General features: G+C 50.6%; 28 protein-coding genes and 1 pseudogene. 7 read left to right on the top strand and 22 right to left on the bottom strand.

Features of this window, described 5'->3' with window-relative positions:
- Window positions 1–7: 7 nt before the first annotated feature.
- The 3 genes from FYJ63_RS01585 to FYJ63_RS01595 are packed head-to-tail and all read right to left on the bottom strand — an operon-like array spanning window position 8 to window position 2,735.
- Window positions 8–445 carry a hypothetical protein gene (locus tag FYJ63_RS01585; RefSeq protein ID WP_154543150.1) on the bottom strand — a complete coding sequence of 146 codons (438 nt, stop codon included), beginning with the start codon at window positions 443–445 and terminating at the stop codon, window positions 8–10.
- A 9-nt stretch (window positions 446–454) separates the two neighbouring features.
- A complete protein-coding gene (locus FYJ63_RS01590; RefSeq protein ID WP_154543152.1) occupies window positions 455–964 on the bottom strand; it encodes a DUF192 domain-containing protein in 510 nt (169 codons plus the stop codon).
- A 25-nt stretch (window positions 965–989) separates the two neighbouring features.
- Window positions 990–2,735: an OmpA family protein gene (locus tag FYJ63_RS01595; protein WP_154543154.1), complete on the bottom strand. Its 1,746-nt coding sequence runs from the start codon at window positions 2,733–2,735 to the stop codon at window positions 990–992.
- A 176-nt stretch (window positions 2,736–2,911) separates the two neighbouring features.
- Here FYJ63_RS01595 and FYJ63_RS01600 point away from each other — a divergent pair, with 176 nt between their 5' ends.
- The 3 genes from FYJ63_RS01600 (at window position 2,912) to FYJ63_RS01610 (ending at window position 4,075) form a co-directional block, all read left to right on the top strand.
- The gene (locus FYJ63_RS01600; RefSeq protein ID WP_154543156.1) at window positions 2,912–3,517 is read left to right on the top strand and encodes a hypothetical protein; all 606 of its coding nucleotides are present in this window, start codon (window positions 2,912–2,914) and stop codon (window positions 3,515–3,517) included.
- Between the two features lie 73 nt (window positions 3,518–3,590).
- Window positions 3,591–3,812 carry a type II toxin-antitoxin system RelB family antitoxin gene (gene relB / locus FYJ63_RS01605; RefSeq protein ID WP_154543158.1) on the top strand — a complete coding sequence of 74 codons (222 nt, stop codon included), beginning with the start codon at window positions 3,591–3,593 and terminating at the stop codon, window positions 3,810–3,812.
- Window positions 3,809–4,075 carry a type II toxin-antitoxin system RelE family toxin gene (locus tag FYJ63_RS01610; protein WP_154543160.1) on the top strand — a complete coding sequence of 89 codons (267 nt, stop codon included), beginning with the start codon at window positions 3,809–3,811 and terminating at the stop codon, window positions 4,073–4,075. Before relB ends, FYJ63_RS01610 begins: the two co-directional genes overlap by 4 nt.
- Before the next feature lie 237 nt (window positions 4,076–4,312).
- Here the strand turns inward: FYJ63_RS01610 and FYJ63_RS01615 are convergent, their stop codons facing one another.
- The 4 genes and pseudogenes from FYJ63_RS01615 to FYJ63_RS01630 form a co-directional block, all read right to left on the bottom strand.
- Window positions 4,313–4,753, bottom strand: a complete 441-nt coding sequence (locus FYJ63_RS01615) for a DUF600 domain-containing protein (RefSeq protein WP_154543162.1) — start codon at window positions 4,751–4,753, stop codon at window positions 4,313–4,315.
- A gap of 49 nt (window positions 4,754–4,802) precedes the next feature.
- Entirely contained in the window at window positions 4,803–5,513 is a 711-nt protein-coding gene (locus tag FYJ63_RS01620; RefSeq protein ID WP_154543164.1) for a PoNe immunity protein domain-containing protein, read from the bottom strand.
- Between the two features lie 18 nt (window positions 5,514–5,531).
- Window positions 5,532–5,699, bottom strand: a complete 168-nt coding sequence (locus FYJ63_RS01625; RefSeq protein WP_229769854.1) for a hypothetical protein — start codon at window positions 5,697–5,699, stop codon at window positions 5,532–5,534.
- A gap of 58 nt (window positions 5,700–5,757) precedes the next feature.
- Window positions 5,758–6,763 (bottom strand): annotated as a pseudogene (locus FYJ63_RS01630) (IS3 family transposase).
- Between the two features lie 270 nt (window positions 6,764–7,033).
- Between FYJ63_RS01630 and FYJ63_RS01635 the strand changes: the two are divergent.
- The 3 genes from FYJ63_RS01635 to FYJ63_RS01645 all read left to right on the top strand — a co-directional run bounded on the left by FYJ63_RS01635 (window position 7,034) and on the right by FYJ63_RS01645 (window position 9,626).
- A complete protein-coding gene (locus FYJ63_RS01635; protein ID WP_154543168.1) occupies window positions 7,034–8,269 on the top strand; it encodes an SGNH/GDSL hydrolase family protein in 1,236 nt (411 codons plus the stop codon).
- Window positions 8,270–8,282: 13 nt separating this feature from the next.
- Window positions 8,283–8,960 (top strand): sensor domain-containing protein, encoded by a 678-nt coding sequence (locus FYJ63_RS01640; RefSeq protein ID WP_154543170.1) that lies wholly within the window; start codon window positions 8,283–8,285, stop codon window positions 8,958–8,960.
- Between the two features lie 66 nt (window positions 8,961–9,026).
- On the top strand, window positions 9,027–9,626 hold the full coding sequence (locus FYJ63_RS01645; RefSeq protein WP_229769855.1) for a hypothetical protein: 600 nt from the start codon (window positions 9,027–9,029) through the stop codon (window positions 9,624–9,626).
- Between the two features lie 104 nt (window positions 9,627–9,730).
- On the opposite strand, the gene FYJ63_RS01650 is transcribed toward FYJ63_RS01645, so the two are convergent.
- From FYJ63_RS01650 to FYJ63_RS01720, 15 genes are all read right to left on the bottom strand, one after another.
- On the bottom strand, window positions 9,731–9,937 hold the full coding sequence (locus FYJ63_RS01650) for a hypothetical protein (RefSeq protein WP_154543174.1): 207 nt from the start codon (window positions 9,935–9,937) through the stop codon (window positions 9,731–9,733).
- Between the two features lie 670 nt (window positions 9,938–10,607).
- Window positions 10,608–11,495, bottom strand: a complete 888-nt coding sequence (locus FYJ63_RS11090; RefSeq protein WP_229769857.1) for an immunity protein Imm33 domain-containing protein — start codon at window positions 11,493–11,495, stop codon at window positions 10,608–10,610.
- Between the two features lie 63 nt (window positions 11,496–11,558).
- Window positions 11,559–12,260 (bottom strand): PoNe immunity protein domain-containing protein, encoded by a 702-nt coding sequence (locus FYJ63_RS01660; RefSeq protein WP_195839303.1) that lies wholly within the window; start codon window positions 12,258–12,260, stop codon window positions 11,559–11,561.
- A 23-nt stretch (window positions 12,261–12,283) separates the two neighbouring features.
- On the bottom strand, window positions 12,284–13,639 hold the full coding sequence (locus FYJ63_RS01665) for a hypothetical protein (protein WP_154543178.1): 1,356 nt from the start codon (window positions 13,637–13,639) through the stop codon (window positions 12,284–12,286).
- A gap of 65 nt (window positions 13,640–13,704) precedes the next feature.
- Window positions 13,705–13,923 carry a hypothetical protein gene (locus FYJ63_RS01670; protein ID WP_154543180.1) on the bottom strand — a complete coding sequence of 73 codons (219 nt, stop codon included), beginning with the start codon at window positions 13,921–13,923 and terminating at the stop codon, window positions 13,705–13,707.
- A gap of 229 nt (window positions 13,924–14,152) precedes the next feature.
- A complete protein-coding gene (locus tag FYJ63_RS01675; protein WP_154543182.1) occupies window positions 14,153–14,425 on the bottom strand; it encodes a hypothetical protein in 273 nt (90 codons plus the stop codon).
- Window positions 14,426–14,796: 371 nt separating this feature from the next.
- The gene (locus FYJ63_RS01680) at window positions 14,797–15,243 is read right to left on the bottom strand and encodes a hypothetical protein (protein WP_154543184.1); all 447 of its coding nucleotides are present in this window, start codon (window positions 15,241–15,243) and stop codon (window positions 14,797–14,799) included.
- Window positions 15,240–16,409 carry a hypothetical protein gene (locus FYJ63_RS01685; RefSeq protein ID WP_154543186.1) on the bottom strand — a complete coding sequence of 390 codons (1,170 nt, stop codon included), beginning with the start codon at window positions 16,407–16,409 and terminating at the stop codon, window positions 15,240–15,242. Before FYJ63_RS01685 ends, FYJ63_RS01680 begins: the two co-directional genes overlap by 4 nt.
- A gap of 12 nt (window positions 16,410–16,421) precedes the next feature.
- Window positions 16,422–17,327 carry a type II secretion system F family protein gene (locus FYJ63_RS01690; protein WP_154543188.1) on the bottom strand — a complete coding sequence of 302 codons (906 nt, stop codon included), beginning with the start codon at window positions 17,325–17,327 and terminating at the stop codon, window positions 16,422–16,424.
- Window positions 17,320–18,246 carry a type II secretion system F family protein gene (locus FYJ63_RS01695; RefSeq protein ID WP_195839304.1) on the bottom strand — a complete coding sequence of 309 codons (927 nt, stop codon included), beginning with the start codon at window positions 18,244–18,246 and terminating at the stop codon, window positions 17,320–17,322. The genes FYJ63_RS01690 and FYJ63_RS01695 overlap by 8 nt, the downstream gene beginning before the upstream one ends.
- On the bottom strand, window positions 18,243–19,562 hold the full coding sequence (locus FYJ63_RS01700) for a TadA family conjugal transfer-associated ATPase (RefSeq protein ID WP_338106778.1): 1,320 nt from the start codon (window positions 19,560–19,562) through the stop codon (window positions 18,243–18,245). The genes FYJ63_RS01695 and FYJ63_RS01700 overlap by 4 nt, the downstream gene beginning before the upstream one ends.
- 9 nt (window positions 19,563–19,571) lie before the next feature.
- Entirely contained in the window at window positions 19,572–19,922 is a 351-nt protein-coding gene (locus FYJ63_RS01705) for a TadE/TadG family type IV pilus assembly protein (protein WP_154543192.1), read from the bottom strand.
- Complete coding sequence (locus FYJ63_RS01710; protein WP_154543194.1) at window positions 19,919–21,604, bottom strand: CpaE/TadZ family protein; 1,686 nt, start codon at window positions 21,602–21,604, stop codon at window positions 19,919–19,921. Before FYJ63_RS01710 ends, FYJ63_RS01705 begins: the two co-directional genes overlap by 4 nt.
- Complete coding sequence (gene cpaB, locus FYJ63_RS01715) at window positions 21,601–22,362, bottom strand: Flp pilus assembly protein CpaB (protein WP_154543196.1); 762 nt, start codon at window positions 22,360–22,362, stop codon at window positions 21,601–21,603. The genes FYJ63_RS01710 and cpaB overlap by 4 nt, the downstream gene beginning before the upstream one ends.
- Window positions 22,363–23,181 carry a hypothetical protein gene (locus FYJ63_RS01720; protein ID WP_154543198.1) on the bottom strand — a complete coding sequence of 273 codons (819 nt, stop codon included), beginning with the start codon at window positions 23,179–23,181 and terminating at the stop codon, window positions 22,363–22,365.
- 239 nt (window positions 23,182–23,420) lie between these two features.
- On the opposite strand from FYJ63_RS01720, the gene FYJ63_RS01725 reads away from it, so the two are divergent.
- Entirely contained in the window at window positions 23,421–23,648 is a 228-nt protein-coding gene (locus FYJ63_RS01725; RefSeq protein ID WP_195839305.1) for a DUF4244 domain-containing protein, read from the top strand.
- The last annotated feature ends 334 nt before the right edge of the window (window positions 23,649–23,982 follow it).

Raw genomic sequence — 23,982 nt, forward strand, 5'->3', positions numbered from 1 at the left:
TCACCCCTCAACGCGGGCGAACCAAAGCCATCGCCAAGGCCGCCCCGACGAGGCTGGAAAGCAGGGCCCCCCAAAGGAAATCGAAGATACTGACGTTGCCCGCTCGAATCGAGAGGAACAGCACGTAAGCCTGGAGGAAAATCCACGGCCCTACCGAGCAAGAGAGCGCGACGAGAGCAAAGGGGCGATAGGAATCAGGATCCATCCTTTTGCGAAGCAAGAACAGTGAATACGGGGTGGCAATCAGCGTCCGGACGATATCGAGCGCGGCGTAGGCAATCCCATACCAGCTCCGGTCGTTCATCAGTAGGTCAGCCAGCGCCGGCGACTTGGTGATGAGGTAGGTCTGCGCCATCAAAGTCACGATTCCGATGAAGAAACCGATGAGCATGTTTCGAACCGGTGCTCCGGTATCGCGGGTCTCGCTCTCATAAGTAATTTCCATGATTCTCTTTCAGCTCGCAGCGGGTAACGGGGCATCAGTAGGAACGGACTCGGTCGGGGAGGCCGCGGTGGCTGGGTGTGGCGAAAAAACCGTCCCTGGAATAATCCCAAATTCCTCGAATATCCCCGGTTCGGCCTCCAGCACGGAACGCGCTCGAAAACGAGGACGTCCCACCCGTCCGGGTCGGTAGCGGACAATCTCCAAAACCCGCTGGTCCCGGTCGAGGTAAGCCACATCAATCGTGAAATGCATGGCCACGGTATGGATGGAATTGCACTTGGTGATCCAAACGATTCCCGGGGTTGACCACGTTTTCAACAAGCCCTGGTTTCGGGTTCGCCGCGAGCCCGCGACAAAAACTGGCAGTTTGCCTCCAGAAGAAGCGCCACCAGTCGCTGCCGGATTCGTTCCCTTCCTCGCGGCGGAAACGGTTTCGCGCCCGTCCTTTCGCAGCGGTTTTCCCGCCCAGAAATCAGGGTGGCGCAAGTCCGCCCACACCGGTCCCGCGGTTGTTTCCATCAGCGCATCATTTTCTCTCGGGTTCTCATTGCACCTTGTAGGAGGCGGAGGTTGTCGTGTCGGATTTGCGGTCAGTCTTGGATTGGCGAGGCTTCTCGGATGGGTTCGTTTTTCCGGATTTGCTGGACTGACTCGGGGACTTGACGGGGACGTCGTTAATCCGCCAGCCGTATTGCGCTTTAGGAGAACCCATCGCAGCCGCATCGGCATCAATCGTGATGGTCTTATCTTTAGTCGGCGGGTACAACACGGGGAAAGTCACGACGTCGTTTGCTTGAAGGGGTTGGGGTGCATAGACTTCTTGGGCGCCTGCGATGTAGGCGTGTTTGGCTTCTGTGCCATCGAAGGGGCGTAAATACTCCAATGGCGAGGTGCGGGCCTCGCCGCGTAAAATACTGCCTGCCCAAAAGCCGTTGCCCGGGGCGGGCTCACCGCGAAGTGTGTAACCCATCCCTAATTCGTTGCCCCACAGGGTCTCCACGTTCACGGATTTCACCGTGAAAGTCACCAAGGTGTAGTTCTCGTAGGCGATTGCCTCGGAGGCGTTAATCTCCGCAATGGAATTCCTGGAGCTGCGCCCGCTCTGGTAGACGACTGGCTCGGGCCAGGTGGATTCCTGGCCGGCGGCTGGCGGCTTGGCCGCCTGAGTCGCCTGCAATTCGAGGATTTCCTTCTTGACCGGAGTCTTAATTGAGACCTGCACCCGCCGGTTCTTGGCCTTGTTTTCCTCGTTGTCATTCGGCGCCACCGGCTGGGACTCACCCTTACCGGAGGCTACGAAAGTGAAACCCGCCAGCTCAGGCTTGCCCTCCAACACGGTCTTTACCGCGTTGGCGCGGTTCTCGCTCAAAGCCTGGTTGCCAATATTCGGCTCCGGCACGTTGTCGGTGTGTCCCACAATCGAAACCTCACCTTTCTCGTGGGTCGCCAATGCCTTTGCGACTTCAGCAAGGGTGGCTTGGGACTCCGGCTTAAGATCCCACTTACCAGTGTCGAAAAATACATCAGCGGCGAGAGTCACATCAAGGCTTTCGGCGGAGGAAGAGACCCCCATCCCCGGCACTTTCGTAAAAGAAGAATAGGGAGCGTGGACGTAACCTTCGGGGCTGTCAGGCAACTTTGCAAAGGCGCTCTGGAGCTTCTTGGGTGCCTCATCCGCGCCCACCACCGGCACGTCCCCCGCGAAGCCAATTAAGCCCACAGATACACCGACAGACTTAGTGTCCGCACCCACATCCCCAAAAGGCACCAAAACTGACTCGGTCAAGCCGCCCTTTTGAGATTCCTCGAAGTCGTGCATCTTGTTCTTGTTTTTGCTGGGGTCTTGTGGAACCCAATCGGCATCGCTCATCTTGGGTTTCGTGGGCTCAAAGACCTCGGTGTCGTTGACAAGGTAGATACCCGCGAATTCGAAATTTGCGGGGTAGAAAACCGAGCTCATCGCCTGGCCTACCGCAGACCCGACAGTTGCCCGCGCAGGAAAACGCGTCACTGCATCGGAAAACCCCGCCGTGAGCGCGAGCGCACTCACCCCGTTCTCGAGCCGATACACCGGCCCGACCTTCGCCCACATCGAGCCATCCCCGTAAGCGCCCTCGATCTCGACCGCGCCTTCGAGCTCCGCTGGCGCCTTTGCGCTCTCGGAAGCCGACACGCTCGGCTTCGCGCTCGGCTTAGTCGGCGGCTTCACCGGCAACACGCAGCCCGACAGCGTCAATGCTGCCACAAAACCCAAGGCCACCAGTGCATTAAGACTGCGATTGATTTGCATACGCTAATCCTTTTCCTTCAGGCAAAGTTCTAATAGATATTATTGCGCCTTCAACTAACAAAACTCCAAATATTACATTAGCTTAAAACAATCCAAACAAGCTACTAATAAAAACCTCTGTCGAATACCCTCCAAACGGGGGCACGTCAGAGGAAAACAAGGCCAAGAACCGGCGGGTGCAGGTCTCAATTAAGACTCCGGTCAAGAAAGAAATTCTTGAACTGCAAGCCACCCAATCCGCGAAACCCGCACCCGCCGCCAATGAATCCACCTGGGCAGAACCAGTAGTTTATAACACGAACAAATCGGGGGGAAATAAGGAAGTGGAGATTAGCGCCTCCGAGGCTACGGTCTACAAAAACTACACGCTTGTAACTTTCAAAGTGAAGAATATTTCCGTCAGTGGGGTGTGGACGTTTAGCCTACGGGTAGGTAAAAACGAGAGTAATCCCGATGACATTGGCTCTTTCTATCAAGAGTTTTACGGGGCAGAGATTTTGAGGGGAACTGCGCGTACTGGCCCGCTACAGTATCAGCGCCCTAAGGATAGCGGGGACAGTCAGCGTTTTGCGGTACTTACCGGGGCATCCCCGAATAGAGCGCCTAGCTCACCTTCACCGGGGGACACCATCACATTCCCGGTGTTATTCCCCACAACCAAGGATAAGACTATAACCATAGATGCCTCAGCAGTTGTACCGACTGGCAAAAACAAACAGTACGGCTGGCGGATTAATGACATCCCCGTCAAACCGGCCAAGGCGACCAAATCCAAGGATTGACGTCACCTTCTCCTTCTGCGAGCATTGACCAAGCAATTTTCATGTAGTACTATGTACTATGAAAGGGGTTGTCATGGCATTCTCAATCCGTCTGACCGAAGATGAGCGCAAACTTGCGACCGCCTATGCCGATTTGCACACCATGTCGCTGGGTGAGGCGTTTAAACAGGCTCTATTTGAACGCATTGAAGACGAATATGATGTTGTGCTCGGCGAGGATGCTCTGAACGATTATGCTGCTGACGGCTATAAGAGTCGCCCCATCGGCGAGTTGTGGGAAGAATGCGGTATATGAGCTGGAGTGTTGAAACAACCACTCGCTTTGACAAGGAGTTCAAGAAACTCGACAAATACACCCAGAAAATGATTAAGGGATGGGTGCTCAAAAACCTTGAAAACACGGACAACCCTAGGCTTCACGGCAAACAACTCACGGCCAACCTCTCCGGACTGTGGCGCTATCGCATCGGAGACTATCGCCTTATTTGCCAACTCCAAGATGATCGCCTCGTCATCCTGGCACTCACAATTGGCCACAGGCGCGAGATATATCGCTAGACCCCGAAGAGGTCGTAAATCGTCAGGTAGTTGAAAACGCCCAGTTGCCGGCGATAAGCACGGCGAGGACGGCAAGGTAAACCCCGGCGTCATCGGCGAGCGCTCGGAATTGACCCCAATTGAATACGAGACCATCTGAGGTCCAGCCGCCAAAAATGGACGATTAGAGGCACAAAAACGTCAACTAAACCTTTAGCAGTCCGCTCTTCCCCGCCGGAACCGCCGGAATCAGACCAGTCACGCAGAATTAGAGACACTTCCGACTTCAGCGAGCCACTGCTCGGACATCTCATAAGCCGTCAGACCCAGAGGCGAATAAACTGGATCATACTGATAGCGCGCATCCACACTGTTGATTTTCGCGTCATAAACCAGCTTAATCTCCGTGGGCATATCCGCCTCAAACTCTTTACAAACAGCAATAAGATCTTCCATGTTTTGCATGAGGGAAGCCAGGACGGATCGCTGGTGATCCAAACTGGTGTCATAACCCTCCGGAAGTTTACTTTTTGCCCGGATACTCCCACCAACTGCAAAGAAACAGTCGACACTAAGGGTGTTTTCTTCAAAAGAACCGTAAATATAAACCTTGTCCACGGCATGCTTCGCATAGTCAAGACACACCGAAATCATGTCAGTCTGAATCGCACTAAACGCATCCTCAAATCCAGGTTTCATTACGAGTTCCTTTGACGCAGGTGGGTTTCCCCGCTAAGCAAACTACCCGTTACCCGCGGCGGTAGTGGACAAGATCATAGGGATAGTAAGCAGTGTCCTTCAAAATGCTGTCATCCACGCCAAGAATCTTCATAACCGCCCCCGCCTCAAAACTCCAATAACCAGCATAGGTTTTATATTCAGGATGTTTATGTCGATCGTACCAGTAGTCTTCGCTGTGCCCTTTATACCAGTCTTTTTCGAGCCATTTTTTCAAGTTCTCGGCAGCAGTTTCAGGATGATCAACAATCGGTTTCAAACCCGTGTAAGGGAACCCATAAGAAAAATCACTCCCCATCTCAACCTTGCCCTCAAACATCCAGGCAGCATAAAACTCGGTCAACGCATCTGCTCGCCCCACCGAGCGCACCAAGTCATCAAGAATCCGGAACTGCTCCGGGCTAGCTTCAAACAACACCGCCCAAGACATCATGTCAGACATCTGCAGACTCGTAGTTCGTTCACCCCAGTAAGCTGGCATAAGTTCAAGAATTTCCTCAAACAAACCCTGTAATTCCTCTAAGTCATAACCAGCAGAATATTTCCCATAAAACAAATCAAAGAGGCAAATAACATTTGCATTAAACATACGTCTCCTCTTTGCGGCGTCTCCTTCCCCTTCAGCCCTTACGACACCATCTCTTGTAAAATTACGCAAATCTAGCGATTCGCTTACGAAGTTTCTAAAATAATCTTCGTCCATTAAATTATCTCGAACCATATGGGCTCCTCTCGTAGCCTATTTAGCAATATGTGCACTCTCATCTAGTAATTTTGTTGTTACACTTCCATCTGGATTAATTCTTACGAAATTGGGCTGGTATCCCTTATCAAGGATATCTAAATAAACCGACTTCTTTCCTCCTAGTGCATCTAAAAGACGATTTTCAATCCAGTCTCCGGTCATTTGTGATGTATTATCCTTTAACACTTTCCGTGAAGCGTACTGGGTTTTGTTCCGTTTCTTATACGGGGGTCAGTTCGCTGACCCGGGTCTGATTATACATATTGATGATCTCGGCTGGTGTTCGGTATTCGAGTGCTTCGTGGAGGCGCTCGTTGTTCCACCTGTACACCCAGTTCAATGTAGCGAACTCGACCTCGGTCAGTGAGGCCCAGGGCTGGGAATAGATCAGCTCGGTCTTATATAGCCCGTTCACTGTTTCTGCGAGGGCGTTATCGTAGGAATCACCCACGCTCCCGGTAGAGGGCTTAATCCCATAATCAGTGAGCGTCTCGTTATACGCGATGCTCGTGTACTGAGAGCCATGATCAGAATGATGTATGAGCTGGTCAAGCTGATTCGTGGCACTCATCACTGCTTGTTCGAGCGCCTCTAACGGTAGCGCCTCAGTTTTCATCGAGGAGCGGGTCGCCCAACCCACAATCTTGCGGCTGTAAACGTCAGTGACGAACGCCGTATACACGAAGCCGGACAAGGTTCGCACATACGTAATATCAGCAACCCACAGCTCGTTCGCCCTACTCGCCTTGAACTGCCGATTCACCAAATCCGGGCGAGAATCCGGCTCGGGGGCAGGCCTGGTCGTCACTGGGATGCGTCCCCGGCGAACGCCCTCAATTCCAGCGATCCTCATGAGCCGAGCCACCTGGTCACGCCCAACATCCCAGCCAGCCCGCCTGACTGCATGCCACATTTTCCGCACACCATAGACGCCAAAATTCTTTTCGTGAATCAACCGTAGTTCTTCAATGAGAATCTGATCACGAACACTTCTCGCGCTGGAGCCGCCTAACCTCCTCGTGCTCTTCACGCGTGAGTCCCTGCCGCACGCCAGTCTCAACAAGATGTCGTTCATACCAGCGGCGTAGCGACTCGGCCGCGATCCCTAGCTTCGGGGCGATCTCGTTGACTGCCTGCCACTGAGAACACGAGCCATCACCAGCTAACCGATCCACGAGCATCCGCACCGCGCGATCCTTAAACTCCTGTGAATACCTCTTAGACATATCCCTAATCCTCTCAAAAACAAGGAGGAACAAAACCCAGCACGCTTCATGTAAGTAGCTGATCTGAGAGTAAGGTGATTGATTATGCTTTGTTCATGATGCTGAAGCTAAGCTTGCGGCGCTTGTCTGGGTTCATATAATCTCAGAGGACTTTGGAGACCCATGTCCAGAATTGCTAGTGATTGGGATGGTAAGCTCGCTTGGTATGCGCTATAGATTACTGTAAGATTGCTGAGCAAATGCTGAACGGCATCTGATAGGGAATTGATTATGCGTCTAACTCAAAATCGTGGTTCCTGGGGTCGTTCCTTGGTGCGTGAGCGTGGGGCTAACGTCATGGCGTACGTAGGTATATTTATTGTAGCAGTTGCTATAATTATCGGTATATCGTTGGTGGTTCAGGGTAGCAAAATGGGTCAGGTGATTTTCCTGGCAATGTGTCGAGTCTCGGGCGGGCAGAACTGCGAAGTTGCTGCAGGGAGAGAGTCACAAAATGCTTACCCAAACGAATGGGAGCGACTTAAAGCGGAATTCGCAAAAAAACCAAAGGCGAAGTATCTCGTGAACGGCGATAGTTATATATCGGGTGAGGGTGGGTTCGATTACCTTGGTAATGCTAAGGATCCTTCATATTGGTGCCATCGTTCCGCCCATGCTTCAACGCTTAGTATTAAAAAGAGTCTGAACATTAGTGGTGAAAATTACATAAATAGGACTTGTTCAGGTGCAGTCTCCGGGCATCTTGCCGGAAACGGACAGTATGGTGAGGGGCCTCAGCAGGATGTAGAGAATCCGGAGGATGTGTTACTCTACGAAATTTCCATCACAGGTAATGATCTCGGTTTTAAGGACGTGTTAACCGAATGCGCGCGCCCCAACGGTCCGATTAAAGGCTGCACTAATAATCAAATTGCGCAGAAACTGGAGAAGATTATTAAAGGGGAAATTCCTTTTAAAAAGATAGGAGATAAAGAATACACCTATGAAGAATATCTTGTAAAGCTGTATAGCGATGCACAGGAAAAATTCCCCAATTCTACAATAGTAGTTCATGGATATCCTAGATTCTGGGCAGAGGATCAAAATGGAAATACAAAAGCAAACCATTTTTTGGAGGGAGATCTAACCGCTTCTATGCTTGATAGTGAGATAGACTTATTATCTAATGGAAGTGATTTGTCCATATCCAGACAGGAAAAGAAATGGATGAACAACCAGAACAAGCTCGCTAACCGGGCTATTGCTAATGCGGTTAAAAAAGTAGCTTCAGAAGGAAACGGAAATCCTGTAATTTTTGTGGATTTATATGAGGGAATGAAGGGTCATGAAATAGACACTGAAAAGCCGTGGATTCATGGTATTGGAATAAATCCAGCCGAGTCAAACGAAGAGCTTGGTTTTGTAGATCAGTTGAAAGATACTTTTAACGCATCTGTGCATCCAAATGCAATTGGCTATACCGAGATTGGTAATCTAACCCAACAAAGCATTGAAAATTACGATTAAGAGTAAAGGGTAAATGATGAATAAGAACAGTTTGATTGCATTAGGCCTGGTATTGCTGTTAGCACTGAGCGCGTGCGCGCAGAACAGTCAGGAAGCAAAGGACACGACAGTGAAATCAGAAAAGTTTAGCACTGAACAAGAGGATTTCCTCCTCAAGACAGATGAACTCAATAACTATTTAGATTCTCCCGCAGGATGGAGAACTGATGCTATGGAAGTCGTCGGTGATCAATTTGTGAATATTGACCCCTACGCGTGCCGTTATAAAGTTAGTGATGTAAAGCAGACAGATCAAATGCAAATTGCTTTCAATGCCTCTCAGTTTGGGCCAGTATTAATTCAACAGCTCCGGTTGGTTGGAAATGAGAATGCTATGGGCCTCATCGCCGATGTGCACGAAGCTCTTAAAAACTGTGAGCAAGGCGAGCCTCTAGTCGACAGGAAGCATGAGACTACGTCATATACTTTTTCTCTTGAAGATTCATCAGAAATCCCCAATTCCGTGATGTGGAAACGCACCACCAACAGCACCGATCCCAACGCTGAATATGTGACGAATGTCGCTCATGGCGCACTTATGGTAAAAGGTGATGTGTTGGTTTGTTTCATTTGGGGCATAACCCCTGCCACCGCAGATCTTGCCGATCCGAAAATCCTGCTTGAAGCGATGAAGATAGTGGCGCAGAAATAAAGGTTTTGGAAAGTCATGCTGAGTAAAGGCAGATATCGGTGGTTTTTTATAGCGCTGGGATTATATGTGTTCATCCAGGTGGTTTATGCTCTGGCCCCGAGGTTTGTGAAGTCGCCAGTACCCTATGGTGTAACGATTTATCGTATTGGTTTTAATTACGTTTTCCAGGCATTTACGGTTTTGGGTCTCATCGCTCTGTGTTATTGGTTATTTATAAAGTTCCGAAAGTCAAAAGCCGCCACAGGGCGTTGTGATTTACTCAATACTCTTACGGTGTTGGTGATTATAGTGTTGTTTATAGGAGTGTTTCTCGGGATTACAATTTCGGGAAACCGGCCTTTTTTGTATGGCACTCGGATATATTCTCAAACCATGCAAGAGGAAGTTTGCCCGGACTTTTTCGAATTTGCTTGTCCTGTCGGTTATAAATGCACCGTGCAAGACAGTTGGAAGACCCGGGATTATGGCTTTTGGAAACCGAAAGGTCCTTTCCTGGTGGAGGCAAGCGTAGCAGATGATTTTGACTGCGATGAACTCAAGCCTGCAAAGTCTAAGTGGTCCAAAATCCATGAGCCTTTTTTGACGAGCCTGCCTTTCGCTGCTGTGTTTTCGTTACTCGTGACTATAGGCGGTGCCCTAACCGTTTGGAGGAGTTGGCGCCGTTGAGGTTCTGCTCCTATCTTGGATTTGGGAGGTGCATCATATTTTGGATAGGTAGCCCAAGAAGATTGAGTCAAATGTACTACCGTGATTGAGATTGTTAGGTGAGGCTATTTTGCAGCTGTAACATCCATAATTTTCTTGATGATGTCTTCGGTGGCATAGTCAGATGCCATGGGTGCCATACCCCAGAAGAAGTCGATTAGAATCTCGTCTTTGGCTAGGAAACCGACATAGGTAACTGTGTCGGGTGACTCCGCGGGATTGGCGTGTTTGTAGGTTAATTTCCACAGAACCGCATCCTTGATTTTTGGCATCTCAACGAGCTCGAAAGTGTCTTGGCGATTGTCCCTATCTGTGCGTTTTATCGGGGATTTTATTACACAGTTCGGGATGTCATTTTTTAGGGATTTAACGATTTCAGCGGCGTTAATTCCAGACGGCTTCCGTATTTGTTCGACAAGAAACGGCCCAAATGGACTTGGGTTATAAGTGCGAGTCTGGACATCCTGATAGCCGAAATCAAATGTGTAGTCGCATGCATAGTCAGACAGAATTATCAGAAAAAAGATCGTTGGCGGGTTCCCATTCATAAGAAGAATCTGACAGTGAGCGTAATTCTTCAATAGTGATGAAGTAATCGAGCTGACTGTTTGTTGGAGGGCTTGCAGGCAGCGCATTTTGAATTGCGGGGTCGCTTAGCTTCTCGGCATAACCTGGATCTCCGGGCTTGTAAGTAGTACCATCAGGGGTAGGCTGTCCGCTCCTCTCAAAAACGAGTAGGAACAAAACCCAGGACGCTTCAAACTGACACGCAATTTGACCGACCCGAAAGTTCAGCCAAGCCAGCTTTCAACCCCACCAAACAGCCACTCCCTAAAACACCCTTAAAAGCGAAGAGCCACTTTACCGTTATTCCAATCATAATTACCTCAGTGGGGGTTCTGTAGCTAAGGTCATCTGACAAGTTCAAATTCTTCTTTTGGATTAGTTTTTGAACTCCGCGAAAGATAATTTCAGTCCTGTCTTGTTATCGACAAAAAACTTATTATCGTCTTCCTGCATCAGACAGAGGTCTGCGCCGACTGGCAAATCAAAAATAGGTAATACTGCAGGTTCAATTTCCACAACGGTTGACCAGTCGCAGACTGCTAAGTTATTCGAATCATTGAGATATTCATCATCATCTATATCTGAGAAAAAACGCCACCCGTTATCGAGCTCATGGGCGGGGTTTTCCTTTAGGCACCATGTGAGTCTCCCTAAGCCCAGCAGAATGTTTTTTGACACTATCGAGCCGCCCAACCCTGCTCCAGCGCTAGTGCTTTCCGAATTTTCAGCTGATTTTTCTTCTAGCGGCGGCAATGCCGCACGCATGGCGTCGCTTCCGTTGGCCTCGAGAAAAGTCCGCACCGTGAAACCGGATTTGTTCGGATCGTCAACAGAAGAGGCTTTACCCAGGGCGAAAACAACCAAGACCTCAGCCTCCGAGGATCCAATTCTGGAGGCTTCCCGGCAGAGTGTGAAAAGGGCGGAATTTCCGTATCTTTTTTCTTTCTGGTCAAGGTCAACGCCAAGTTCCACGAGTCGTCTCACGACTGGAATCATTTCCTCATGATTCATCTGATTTGCGGCAAAATGAAGCTCGTTTAGCCCATCTTTTGTAACCACATTAACCGGCACCTTCGCGTTCAGAAGAAAATCAATAATTGGCACTTTCGCCCACGCCAGGGCACATTCAAGCAGGCTAGAGCCGTCTTTATCCAATCCCGCGAGCGCTTCCACCTGGTTCGGTATACCCGCAAGCGCAGCCTTAAATTCAGCGAAATCCGAGTAACGAATCGCAGCAATAAGATTATTGAAATCATCAGACATTACTGATTCCTCATAGGTTAAGACGGTTGGAAATTGTCTCGGGCCTAACCAGTCTCCCCACATCTAGCGGTAGTGGACAAGATCATAGGGATAGTAAGGCGTGTCCTTCAAAATGGTGTCATCCACGCCCAGGATTTTCATAACCGCCCCGGCCTCAAAACTCCAATAACCAGCATAGGCAAGTAACTCGGTAACTTTGTGGTTGTCATACCAATAGTCGTCTTTATGCCCTTTATACCAGTCTTTTTCAAGCCATTTTTTCAAGTTCTCGGCAGCAGTTTCAGGATGATCAACAATCGGTTTCAAAGCAGTGTAAGGGAACCCATAAGAAAAATCACTCCCCATCTCAACCTTGCCCTCAAACATCCAGGCAGCATAAAACTCGGTCAACGCATCTGCTCGCCCCACCGAACGCACCAAGTCATCAAGAATCCGGAACTGCTCCGGGCTAGCTTCAAACAACACCGCCCAAGACATCATGTCAAACATCTGAATTATGCTCGAATCCTCCTCCCAGAACCCAGGCATCAGTTCCAGCAACTCAACGAAAATACCTTTCAACTCCTCCAGATTATAACCAGCAGAATATTTCCCATAAAACAAATCAAACTTATTGATAACCGTAAACCGCTTAAGTCTACGTATCTTCCCCTCGTCTCCGTCGCTATCCCGCAAATGCGACTGCGCGAAATCGATATTCTCAGTAACCTGCTCAAGGTACTCTGAAAAGTACTTAGCATCCCGAACTCTGTCTCTAATTTCCATGAACATCCCCTTCCTAGTTCTTATTATTTAACAATATTTCCAGCAGCGTCAAGCGCCTTCGTGATAATGTTTCCTTCGGGGCTCACCTTTACCAATGATGAACCATAACCTTGCAGCTGCATATCGCGAAGCACCTCGGGAGGAACGGCCTTTGCCAAACGGGTCTCTATCCATTTCTCACTCATCTGCTTACCATCTTTAGTCACACCCAGGCGAGACGTGCCGTATTTGGCTTCTCCTATGATGTAGGGTGGGTGGCCATCTGTTTTGTAATATACCCCATCAATGCCTAGGTGTGTCGGCGTATTGAGGTCGGTTACGCGCTTCACGCTGACTCTTTTGTATCCCTGGTTTTCGAAATGCCTGTCCATCTTCATCTCGCCATAATTGCCTTTTTGTAGCGAGGACAGGTTCTGTGGCCCGGTTCTCTCTGCTGCCGCTATCGCGTCATCCTGCAACCCCGCGGTAGCGCTCTTCGTGTCCGCTGGGGGTTTCGCCCCGGGCATGGGTTTGGGGGCGACTGGTTTCGCTGGGGTGATTGGTTTGGGGCGGATTTTCGCGACCAGCCCCGTAACCGCGCCTTTGGCTTTCCCGAGAAGGCATCCCGTGGCTTTTGCTACGCCCGGCAGCAGACGCGGAACGATTTTCGCTCCGAACCTTGCGAGTCCACCACCGACCATCCCGAGCCCGGCAAGAGCCGCGGACAATGCTGCTTCACCCCAGGTTTTATCCCCGTTAACCGCCAGCGCAATATCTCCCGCCGCAGCGAGCCCGCCAGTAATAATCGCGGCAGTCCCCAAAATGGGAGCCGCCACCTCACCCACCACCGGTATCAGCAGCGAGCCCAGAGCCAAAGCACCTAAAACTCCCGAAGCAGTCCCGAAAAAATCACTCGCCGCACTCACAGCACCGGAAACCTCGGGACTCATCCACTTCCCGCCAGAACCATCGCTCCCGCCAGAACCATCGCTCCCGCCAGGGATGTCACTCCCGCTAGTGCCGCTACCCCCGGTAGTGTAGTTATCGCCGCTAGAGACGTCGGTATCCGCGCCGGTATCCGCCCCGCTGTCTAGCAAACCAGCATATGGAAGCACGGCCTTGTCGGCAGGCTTCGGTGTATTTAGTTCGATATTGGGAATGTTGGAAGGTGACAAGGACTCGCCTGAGGCTTCGGCTGTTACGGAGCCATCGAGTTCACAACCGCTAGGATCTCCAAGCTGCACAACCTGGCAAATCGCGGCCTCGGCAATCCCGCCAATCCTCCCCCAAAGAGCCCCAACTAGCAAAGCCCCTACCAAAACCGCAGCAAGAATAAAGCCACCAACATACGACAAAGAAACAGCACCACAAACCCATCTGTCGCAATTAAATTTTGACAAAAACTATCCTTACTCCCAGTTAAGAGAAATTAAAGTGGACAAAACAGAGTCGAATTCTCTGAAGGTTATAAACCTATCTTCTTAGCTGCCGTATGTTCGATTATTTTTACAATAATGTCTTCGGTGGCATAGTCAGATGCCATGGGTGCCATACCCCAGAAGAAGTCGATTAGAATCTCGTCTTTGGCTAGGAAACCGACATAGGTAACTGTGTCGGGTGACTCCGCGGGATTGGCGTGTTTGTAGGTTAATTTCCACAGAACCGCATCCTTGATTTTTGGCATCTCAACGAGCTCGAAAGTGTCTTGGCGATTGTCCCTATCTGTGCGTTTTATCGGGGATTTTATTACACAGTTCGGGATGTCATTTTTTAGGGATTTAACGATTTCAGCGGCGTTAATTCCAGACGGCTTCCGTATTTGTTCGACAAGAAACGGCCCAAATGGACTTGGGTTATAAGTGCGAGTCTGGACATCCTGATAGCCGAAATCAAATGTGTAGTCGCATGCATAGTCAGACAGAATTATCAGAAAAAAGATCGTTGGCGGGTTCCCATTCATAAGAAGAATCTGACAGTGAGCGTAATTCTTCAATAGTGATGAAGTAATCGAGTTGACTGTTTGTTGGAGGGCTTGCAGGCAGCGCATTTTGAATTGCGGGGTCGCTTAGCTTCTCGGCATAACCTGGATCTCCGGGCTTGTAAGTAGTACCATCAGGGGTAGGCTGTCCGCTGCACCCGACCAACCCAAAGCAGAATAATACTGCTATAAGAGCTCTCTTCTTCATCAATTTAGTACCTCCTAAATAGTGTTCGGAGCTGGAAGAGATTCCAGCTTTTTCTTTATATTATTCGCAACCTCTTGTTGCATTTCAGCTGTCGGAAGTGCCACTCTATTGGGATTGGTTTTGATTGCTAACATCAGGAATTCCGTAATTGCGTTATATCACCCGGCTTACACAGATCCTCGTTGGGTATCCAGTCCTCCTCCTCGTTCTCAGCCTCAAAATACGGGGGTCGTCATGATACGACACCAGCGACGAATCGCTGGATTTATAGGCGTAGGCGAAACAAGCCGTGGCGATACAAGACCGGTAATACCTGACAGCATATTACTCTTCCTTGTGGGTTTTGTGTGTCCGTCCAAACGAGGTACTTGTCAGAGCTGTTTTTTAAGCGTTTCCTGTTGGGAATTAGAATCAGGTTCGAAGCGAATGATGGCTACTGGCTTATCGCTAAACACGGCTGAAGTGCCGTCATTGGCTCGCACATCTACTAAAGTTATCGTTCCGAAGTCCTCGATTACGGTACTTTCCCCAATATCTAGTTCTACTTGCCTTCCTTCGAACCGTTCGCTCGTTGAGCCAATCCCGAATGAGAGATGGCCGGGAGTGGAATCTGTCGGCATAGTAATATCGAGCCCGATAAGACGCGAATCGGGGGTCAAGGAAGTAATGGCTGTTTTGTGAACCACGTAAAGGTCATCATCCAAATCATCTGTGGGACGATTAGCGATGTAGAGAAAAAAACCAAGAAGCAAGAATGCTAGTACCACTAAGGCAATCGCGATAAGCATCTTCTTAGAGCGGTTCGGACTGGAATTCATTTGATCTCTCCAATGTCATAGTATCCTGCGTATAAGTCTAGTTGATCCCAAGTGAGATAAATCTCAGCTTCCGCAGTCGGGTTAAACTTCTCATCGAAGTTGAAACCGTGTGGGTTTACAAGCGATAATCCATTATCGTCTGCTGCCATAACGGCGTAAGAATGTGTATTTACCAATTGTACCTTCTTTGTCTCCCCGTCGGGACCTCCGATTTTTACATCAATAGGGACTGCTGCAGGGGGGCGGCTCCCGAAGCTATTATTAACAGTGGACATAATAACAACTTTACCAGAGTCTACAGCATCTCGAATTTCATTTTCATTCTCTGGAGAAAAGCCGTAACTCGTTTCGTTCCAGGATTGACTGGGGATTCTATAGCCCTCGCTGCCAGTTATGAGACGAAATGCCTCTACAGTGTAATCTTCCTCCCGCTTTGTTACCTCATTGTAACCCAAGTGATCAATAATTGAGGCTTCTATAAGAGAAAAGATGCTGCTACCATCCTTATAAATAGCGCCAACCTCGGCTCGCCTATCCTCTGTGCTAGTATAGTCTCCCCGGTTTATTACGGTTTCCCCATTGGAAAAAGTGACTTCATAACCTGTTTGGGATTCTTTTGGAGGGGACCATACTCCAACGAAATCTAAAAACTTTTCCCAGACTGTCGTTGCGCTGCTTTTTTTGATCATGGATCTTAAAGCATTTGAACCATCTTCGGTTCTAGCTTGAGATATCATCATCGCCAATAAATAGCAGTCTTCAAAATTTCCTTGGATTAAATCTGGTGCTAATATATTAATCGAAGCGCTATTTTCATTATTTTGGCTCGGATTAATATAGTCAAGTAATGGTTTTGTTGAATCGAGTTGTGAATTTATATCATCAAGATCGTTTGCGGTGTAACTTGAAATATTTTTCCTTGCCCGATTCAGGTCAAATGAGTATGTTGGTGAACCAGGAATTATTTCAGTGCTTGATTCATCACAAGAGTTTGTAGAACCAGAAGGTACCACATTGCAAATTGATGCTTTTACTATTGCGCTAACTTTGGTGTTTATACCGGGTAATAAACCAATAATGGCGAGACAAAGCATTGCTGCAAGAATAAATACGCCAACATACTCTATTGTTGAAGCACCGCGTTGCTTAACTTCTATCTTCGTCATATTTATACCTCTTTAACCTAAGAGACCGCTGAAATCTACATCCATCCCAAGGAACATGCCAGCCACAATCAAGATAATCACCGCTGGGACGAGGATTGCCGTTGAAACCAAGGTAATCTTCGGTGTGGTCTTGTGCGCTTTTTGCAAGTTGCGTTGCGCTGAGGTGCGCCGCATATCCGTCGCTATCGTCTTCAAGGTCTCAGCCAGTGGAGTTCCGAGCTCTTCGGCTTGAAGATAGGCGGAAACGAATTCATCGACAGATTCGGAGTTGGTGCGGTTGCGCATGGAGCTAAACGCGCCGCGCAAAGAGGCCCCATTAGCAATCTGATCAAGAGTAGTAGTCAGCTCTTCGGACAGTGGCCCACCAAAGCGGCTGGCGACAATGTTGAGCGCGGAGCGAAAACCAACCCCGGAATTGACAGTGACCGCAAGCACATCCATAAAATCAGGCAAATCCGCGTTGATACTTTCGCGGCGTTTCCGCGCCGTAGTGGCAAGGCGCATAATCGGGATAATCGCCACCATGGCCACGATTAACAGCGCCATTAACCAGCTCCCACTCAAGGCATAAATCACTCCGAGCGGCAAAATCGTGACCCCCAAACCGCAATACATTCCCAACACTGAATTCACCGTGACATTCTTGGGCCGCCCAGCCAAGTCAATCTGTCGCTGCAACTTAAGCAACACGTTGGGTGGCAGCTTTTCCCGTAATTTCGGTGCCAGCGGTGCGCCGATACGCTGCAAGAGGGAGGTCTTCGTTTTGGCTTGATTGGCTAAGAGATTTTCTTCTTTGGCTTGCTCCAAAGTGGCGTTGGCCAGTGGCTGCACGAGCCACAGCCGGATTCCCACAAGAAACAAAAACGTAGTGATGGCCCCCACGATGGGGATTCCTAGCAGAAGAATTCCCTCAGTCATGATCCACCTTTGCCATTCGTTGAATAATCATCCAACCAACCGCGAAGAGGGCGCCGCTGATAGCCAGAGCCGCAATGCCGATCGGGTTCGTGGTCATCTTTTCAACGGTGCCCGGGTTCATGAGGTTCACCAAGAACAGCGAACCAACTCCGACAAGTACAAGGAAGTTGGCCGTGGCCCGGGATTCGCTCATGATTGTCACCATTTGACGACGCACTTCTTTGCGCTGGTCAAGACTCAGCGAGATATCTTGCAAGGCGGAAACGAGCGAACCGCCGGTAGTGGAAGAAACCACCAAGGTGGAAATCAACAAGCCGGCTTCACGCGAACCGATGCGTTCCCGGAATTCTTCGAGAGCGGTCTCGACCGAAACTCCGAATTTAAGGCGGTCGGAAATCTTTTGCATCTCGGATTTGGAAGGCTCGGGAACTTCAGTCGCCGCAAACTCGATGGCGGAGGCGAGCGACAGCCCGGCTTGAGAAGCATTAGCCAAAACACGGGCGGTTTCGGGAAGCTGGGTGATGATTTTTTCTTTGCGTTTCTGCTGCAATCGACTCACATAGACACGAACGAGAGCCCCTGCAGCCACTAGGCCTAACACTGCCAGCGCTGGAGCCAAGAGCCTCCAAATCGCTGCGCTGAGAACGAACCCGAGGCCAGCAATCACTAGCAAAACATCGAGTGGACGACGCGACGAACCGGCGCGGTCGAGCTGCAGTTCGATGTATTTGCCGAGTTTGGTGCGCCGCAGCCAGCCGTTATAAGTCACATAAAGGCTCGGCTTCAAATTGTCGTCCAGGCTGGTGGCGGCGCTAATTGAACTTGTTTTTTCCTTGAGTAAGAGGGCGAATTGGATTATTCCCAAAAGCAGCGTCATCACGATGAGTGTGACGAGAACCGAGAGCAGCAGCTGATTCATTTTGTCACCCACCATTGCCGAACGTCTGCATCGAAGCGTTCCAGTCGTTTCGCTAAAGCCTCGGGAAGCGGGTAATAGTCGAAATGGCCCCCGTCAACCTCTCGTGCCCAAGCTCCAAGTGGAACCACTTCATAGTCCGTGTTCCCCCGAGAGGCCACAAAGCTCACTTCGGTGACGCGTCTGGAGCCCTCGGCGTCGCGTTCGAGTTGCACAATAATATCGATTGCCGAGTTCACTTGGTCGCGGATGGCTTCGTAAGGCAACTCAACGTCTGACATCGAGGCCAGAGTTTCGAGTCGGCTCAGGGCATCAAGTACCGAGTTAGCGTGGACGGTGGTGAGAGAACCCTCATGACCAGTGTTCATGGCTTGGAGCATGTCGAGCGCTTCTCCGCCACGACATTCACCGACCACTATCCGGTCCGGTCGCATTCGCAGCGCGTTTCTCACGAGGTCGCGGATGGTGACCGCGCCTTTACCTTCGACGTTGGCGGGGCGGGTTTCGAGACGTACCGTGTGCGGCTGGTCCAAGCTCAGTTCGGCGGCATCTTCAACGGTGATGATTCGCTCGCTATCGCCGATAAAAGACGATAGTGCATTGAGCAGGGTAGTTTTGCCTGACCCGGTGCCGCCGGAGACAACAATGTTGAGTCGCGCCTGAACACAGACTTCAAGCAACTTCGCCGCTATCGGGGAGAGTGAACCCCATTCAATGAGTTTCGAAAGGGAAACCGCGACCGGGAACAGGCGGATGGTGACGACCGGGCCGTTGAGGGACAGCGGCGGCAAAACCACGTTAACGCGGGCCCCTCGCGGCAACCTGGCATCGGCGGGAAGACGCGCGTCAACCATCGGATTTGATTCGTCCACGCGGCGATTCACGGTGGAAACAATCCGGTCAATCGTGAGCCGGAGCTGTTCTTCACTGGCGAAACCACCGTCCCAACGTTCGAGAATCCCGCCGCGTTCCACATAAATGGTTTCGGGGCCGTTAATCATGATTTCACTCACCGTGTGGTCGTTCAGAATTGGTTCCAAGGCGCCCAATCCGACCGCATCGTCAACCACGCGGCGAATAAGGCGGTTTCTCTCTGAGGTGGAAAGAATCACGCCCTCGCGGCTCACCAATTGTGCCAGCACACGTTCGAGGCGGGCGCGGCGTTGGTTGGTGTCAAGTTTACTCAGTTCACGCAGGTCCACTTCATTTAGCAGCATGCGGTGAAAGTTTGAAACGAGTCCTTCGTCTTCCTTCCGGTTGTTGTTGACCGGAGTTTCGGCGAGGTTTTTCCCCACAAAAGATTTAAAACTGTGTGCCACGTTTCACTCCTATTCCAATGAGGGCATAACCGCGGTGCGAGTGATGTTGCCGAGCTTGAGTTTCGGAACTATCGAGGGAAGCTCCACGCTCACGGTGCAGCGGGCTTCTTCTCCCCCGTAACAGTTGATGATGGGATTTTTCGCCGATTCGGGAAGCCTTGACTTGATGAGCGCATATCCGCTGGTCCCGTTGGCTTGGGCGCGAGCCCCGTCACGCACCGTGTCGGTGAGGGTCATGGTGAACCAGCCGGTGAGAGCGAACTGGATAACCACTAAGCCCATGATGACAATGAAGATGAAGGTGCCGACGAACTCAAGCGACGAGGCTCCGCGTTCCAAGTGCTTGGCTAATGCTTTCATTTTCCCTCCATCACCACGGAGCGGGTGGTGGTAAAGGTGTTTATAAACGACAGGTTCGAATCAATAGTGAGTTTCACTTGGATTTCACTAGGATTGAGCCCTGGCGTGGTGTCGCTGACAGTAATGCCGGAGGCGTAACCATCCGGCACGGTGTCCTCGGCGGCAGTTTGTGCCTTTTCGAGATTGCCCCCGGAAACCGCATATGCCCGGGCGCTTTCGGTGGTGGCTTGCGCCAGCCAGAAATAGGAAACTCCGGCGGTGATGCCCTGCCATACGATCCATAAGACTATGAGGAGAATGGCGAAAACTCCGACGAATTCGAGGCTGATGGCACCCGTTTCTCCGGATTTCCCGTCGGGCTTTCCTCCTGACTTGTGTCGAGAGCCTAAGCCGAAACGTTTTCGGGTTTTCTTTCGGCGCGCCGGTATTCTCGGGCTTGACGCTGGGGTAAATGGCGAGTTCGAGGCTAGGGTGGGAGCCTGAACCGACTCGGGTGAATCCGCAGGAGTGTAGGTGGCCTCGGTAGTTTGCGGGTTGACTGGCAAAACCGCTTCCCTGATTTTTCGGATGATCTTCCACCAGTTTTCGTCTTGGATTGTCCTGGGATCCCTGCTCACCAACGCGGGTTCAATAGTCCTAGAAGTAAGCGGGATGTTTTCTTCCAAGACCCGGGCAGTGGTGAGTTTTTCAACGGACTCAACGGGGAAAGACGAGCCTCGGTCAACCTTATTGACGAGTACTTTGAGCTCACGTTCCCCTACCACACCAAGGTTTTCCCAGGCTGCCATACGTTTCTTCATGGTGCGAATGGCAAGGACGTCTCCGGTGGTTACTACGAGGGTGGAATCCGCTACTTCGAGGGCGGTGGCCTGTGCGGGCGAGACATAGCCGCCGGCATCAACAATCACTACGTCGAAGACTTGACGTAACAAGGACAAAATCGTCCGCAGCGCCTCTGGGGTGACATCTTCGCTGGCGCGCACATCGTTGGGAGCTAACAGGAGATAGATGCCGCTCTCGTGTTCCACGACGGCGTCTTTCACTGTGCTGGCTGAAAGGTCGCGGTAAACCACCGAAAGGTTCGCGATAGAAACGTTTTGCCGCACGTCAAGCACGGAGGAAACGTCACCTTTTTCAATGTCGAGGTCAACCACGCACACCCGCAAGCCGGGGTTGTCGGTTGCATAGCTTATGGCAAGGTGTATTGCCAAAGTGGTTGTTCCTACTCCTCCTTTAGCTCCGGCGAGAGCCATAATCTTGCCTCGCGAATTTTGCGCCGCCTGGGTGGCTCCGTTGATGACCTGGTGCATTTGTCTTGACCAATCCAAGGCGGAGTTCACCCGACCGTTGAAGTCTTCGTAGGCAAAAGGATAGGCGATGACATTTTTGGCGCCTTTTTCCAGCGCCGCAATCACGGTGGAGGGAGACCTTTCGGAAGACAATAAAATCACTGCCGAAGCCGGATGTGAGATTGACAGCTCGCTGACAAGCGACAACGCCGGGTCTGGGCCCAGTTTTTCATGAACAAAAATCAGCTCCGGCTCAAAACGATCGGCATATTCGCGGAGCTGGGAGGAGGTCGGCGCGGTGGCTTCGAGTTCGAGTCCTGGGATTTCTTGAATCATTCCTTTGAGGTCTGATTCCAGGTTGGAATTATCGATTCCTAAAATGGCTTTGCTCATTTCTTGCCTTCCTCAACTTTGGTTCCGCCCAGGTCTTGCGCATCGAAAACGGTCTTGTCATCTTTACGGTCAACAACTCCGTCTGAAGGCAAACCAACCAGGCGTACTTCTTCGGCAAAATTGGCAGCATAGGTGATTGACAAGGCGATATTCGGGTCGACCGCGATGGTGACAGGAATCACGCTTTGCTCCGTAGCAGATCCGGATTTTTCGGTCTGGATGGTTTTCTGACCTTGAACTGTCACGATGCGAATATCGGTGGCGATGACCTGGACTTGCTTGGTAAGACCCGGAACCTCCCCAAAAACAGCATAAACATCAACGCGATCCCCGGGTTTAACCCGACCTGCGATTCCAGTTACGGCATCGACATTAATGGCGATTTCGCGCTCGTTAGCGTTGATATCTGAGATGGGAACAAGCATGTCGCGGGTGATGGTCGTGCCGGATTCGACCTCAAAGGGAATTCGCCTTCCGCTCAATGCGTTTAAGCTGACCAGGGAGCTTTCCGAGGTCCATCGTTTGGGAACGCTCACAGAGCGGAGAAGAGATTCGTTGAGCTCCGTGTAAGCGGGGATGTTGTCTCGAGCCTGATAGACGGTCACGAGGTTTCCCACTTCGGCTTTCACCGAGTTTACATAGCTTGAAATCATGGAGAACATCACCAGGGAAAGCAACAGTGCCACCAGGATGAAAGCCAAACCTTTGACTTTTCGCGGGTTCTGATTTTCGCTTTGGATGCGTCGAATTTTCGGCATTTAGTGTTTCCTCCGGCTGGGTCTTGGTTTTACGTGGCACAGTGGGCAACACTCGGTATAGAGCGGTTCGCCGCAGATTTCGCAATCAACCCCGGTTGGTGTCGGTTCGTCTACGTGGGTGTTGAAAAAGAATTCCACTCCGGCATCTGCCTTGACGTCTTGCAGCACGGGGGCGGTGGTGTATTGGTTTGCAAACAGGGCCGTGAAGTCAGCGTATTTTGCGATTTCTTCCGGATCTTGAGTGAAAAGGACGAGCGGCATAGAGGGGTCTAGCTTCACTTCTTTTTTGAGGTTTTGCACCAGTTGGTGCGGCGGATTAAGCGCTACGTATTTGACTTTGAACAGGGCAGTAAACTGCTGCCAGAAGCTCGGTTTAGAGGCGACCAAGCTCGTAGGTGAATCTGTTAGGATTCCTGAAATTCTTTGTTTCACGGTGGTATCGAAGCGTGCCAGGGTTGCGGTGTTGCTCGCGTTTCCCCGCGAAGATTCGAGTGCGTAGGAAAGAGTCACGCTGGGGGAAAGGTAGACCGGCTTGATAGCTACGCGAAGCTGTGGAATCTGGGTGGCGATGACATTGGCGAGAAAATGTGCGGCCAAAGCGGAGCGGGAGCGGCAAAAGATGATGGCAATCTTGGCGTTGCGGTTTTTCATTTCCTGAGCAATCTCAGCCCCGGCCTCCGGTCCGGCAACAAGGGGAGCGTCTTCATCTTGGCCAAAGTTTGGGGCCGCGAGAAACGGAAACCACTCAACGGTGAGGGTGTCTTCCATCCACACCAAGACGCGACTTGGCTCAGTCGCTGCATTGAGGGTTTCTTCCATGGGTGAGACAGACCAACTCTCTTAGAGGTTCCAGGATTTACACTGAAAGAATACCGAGAAAGAATCATGATAGCAAAAATGCTGGTGGCAGGTATTTGCTGAAAACTCAGGTATATGTAAATTTTACCTGAAAACGCTCTCAGGCTTGACACCTGAACAATTGCTGATATAGAGTTTGAGATGGATTGCTAGAATAAATGCTTTCCACCCCTATAACTCCAGCGAAAAGGACTGCAAATATGTTGGATAATCTGCTTACAAGACTCTACGTGCGTTCCCAGGCTCGCCTAATGGATCTCAAAGACCGCCGCGAATCCGGCGCCGACACCCTCGAGTATGTGGGGATGTTCGTTGTGGCGGCGGCGATTGTTACAGCACTTATTACGGTTTTTAAAAACGGCGGCACTGTATCTAATAGTTTGCAAAAGCTTGTAACAGACGCTATTGACACAATTAAGGTTGGCTGATAGCACTCTTTGCTTTCCGCTTGTGGCCACGAGCGAATCGTTCGTAGCCACAAGTTATAACATCATCCCCCCAGCGTCTCGGTAGGGTGTTCTCAACGGTGTCTCTCTGAATATCGCTCTGTCTCCCATGCAATGGTGCGCGTTTCGCTTCCGATGAAGTTCTCTCGATTGAGATGGCACCTTCACAAGAGGCGAAGAATTGATGGGGGCGAGGGTATTGGCTGTTGATGTAGTAGAGGGTTGAATAAGGTGAATGATTTGACAACCTGGTTTGAGTCCGTGTTGCGAGGTTTGTCTCGTGCCCACTCGCGCGGGGCTTCTAACCTGGCTTACG

It is taken from the genome of Mobiluncus porci (genome assembly GCF_009695935.1).
In the GTDB taxonomy this organism is placed as follows: Bacteria; Actinomycetota; Actinomycetes; order Actinomycetales; family Actinomycetaceae; genus Mobiluncus; species Mobiluncus porci.

Coding starts and splice junctions, on each gene's coding strand:
- FYJ63_RS01585 (WP_154543150.1), bottom strand. CDS start 445: ATGGAAATTACTTATGAGAGCGAGACCCGCGATACCGGAGCACCGGTT.
- FYJ63_RS01590 (WP_154543152.1), bottom strand. CDS start 964: ATGGAAACAACCGCGGGACCGGTGTGGGCGGACTTGCGCCACCCTGAT.
- FYJ63_RS01595 (WP_154543154.1), bottom strand. CDS start 2,735: ATGCAAATCAATCGCAGTCTTAATGCACTGGTGGCCTTGGGTTTTGTG.
- relB (WP_154543158.1), top strand. CDS start 3,591: ATGGCATTCTCAATCCGTCTGACCGAAGATGAGCGCAAACTTGCGACC.
- FYJ63_RS01610 (WP_154543160.1), top strand. CDS start 3,809: ATGAGCTGGAGTGTTGAAACAACCACTCGCTTTGACAAGGAGTTCAAG.
- FYJ63_RS01615 (WP_154543162.1), bottom strand. CDS start 4,753: ATGAAACCTGGATTTGAGGATGCGTTTAGTGCGATTCAGACTGACATG.
- FYJ63_RS01620 (WP_154543164.1), bottom strand. CDS start 5,513: ATGGTTCGAGATAATTTAATGGACGAAGATTATTTTAGAAACTTCGTA.
- FYJ63_RS01625 (WP_229769854.1), bottom strand. CDS start 5,699: ATGACCGGAGACTGGATTGAAAATCGTCTTTTAGATGCACTAGGAGGA.
- FYJ63_RS01635 (WP_154543168.1), top strand. CDS start 7,034: ATGCGTCTAACTCAAAATCGTGGTTCCTGGGGTCGTTCCTTGGTGCGT.
- FYJ63_RS01640 (WP_154543170.1), top strand. CDS start 8,283: ATGATGAATAAGAACAGTTTGATTGCATTAGGCCTGGTATTGCTGTTA.
- FYJ63_RS01650 (WP_154543174.1), bottom strand. CDS start 9,937: ATGCCAAAAATCAAGGATGCGGTTCTGTGGAAATTAACCTACAAACAC.
- FYJ63_RS11090 (WP_229769857.1), bottom strand. CDS start 11,495: ATGTCTGATGATTTCAATAATCTTATTGCTGCGATTCGTTACTCGGAT.
- FYJ63_RS01660 (WP_195839303.1), bottom strand. CDS start 12,260: ATGGAAATTAGAGACAGAGTTCGGGATGCTAAGTACTTTTCAGAGTAC.
- FYJ63_RS01670 (WP_154543180.1), bottom strand. CDS start 13,923: ATGCCAAAAATCAAGGATGCGGTTCTGTGGAAATTAACCTACAAACAC.
- FYJ63_RS01675 (WP_154543182.1), bottom strand. CDS start 14,425: ATGAAGAAGAGAGCTCTTATAGCAGTATTATTCTGCTTTGGGTTGGTC.
- FYJ63_RS01680 (WP_154543184.1), bottom strand. CDS start 15,243: ATGAATTCCAGTCCGAACCGCTCTAAGAAGATGCTTATCGCGATTGCC.
- FYJ63_RS01685 (WP_154543186.1), bottom strand. CDS start 16,409: ATGACGAAGATAGAAGTTAAGCAACGCGGTGCTTCAACAATAGAGTAT.
- FYJ63_RS01690 (WP_154543188.1), bottom strand. CDS start 17,327: ATGACTGAGGGAATTCTTCTGCTAGGAATCCCCATCGTGGGGGCCATC.
- FYJ63_RS01695 (WP_195839304.1), bottom strand. CDS start 18,246: ATGAATCAGCTGCTGCTCTCGGTTCTCGTCACACTCATCGTGATGACG.
- FYJ63_RS01705 (WP_154543192.1), bottom strand. CDS start 19,922: ATGAAAGCATTAGCCAAGCACTTGGAACGCGGAGCCTCGTCGCTTGAG.
- FYJ63_RS01710 (WP_154543194.1), bottom strand. CDS start 21,604: ATGAGCAAAGCCATTTTAGGAATCGATAATTCCAACCTGGAATCAGAC.
- cpaB (WP_154543196.1), bottom strand. CDS start 22,362: ATGCCGAAAATTCGACGCATCCAAAGCGAAAATCAGAACCCGCGAAAA.
- FYJ63_RS01720 (WP_154543198.1), bottom strand. CDS start 23,181: ATGGAAGAAACCCTCAATGCAGCGACTGAGCCAAGTCGCGTCTTGGTG.
- FYJ63_RS01725 (WP_195839305.1), top strand. CDS start 23,421: ATGTTGGATAATCTGCTTACAAGACTCTACGTGCGTTCCCAGGCTCGC.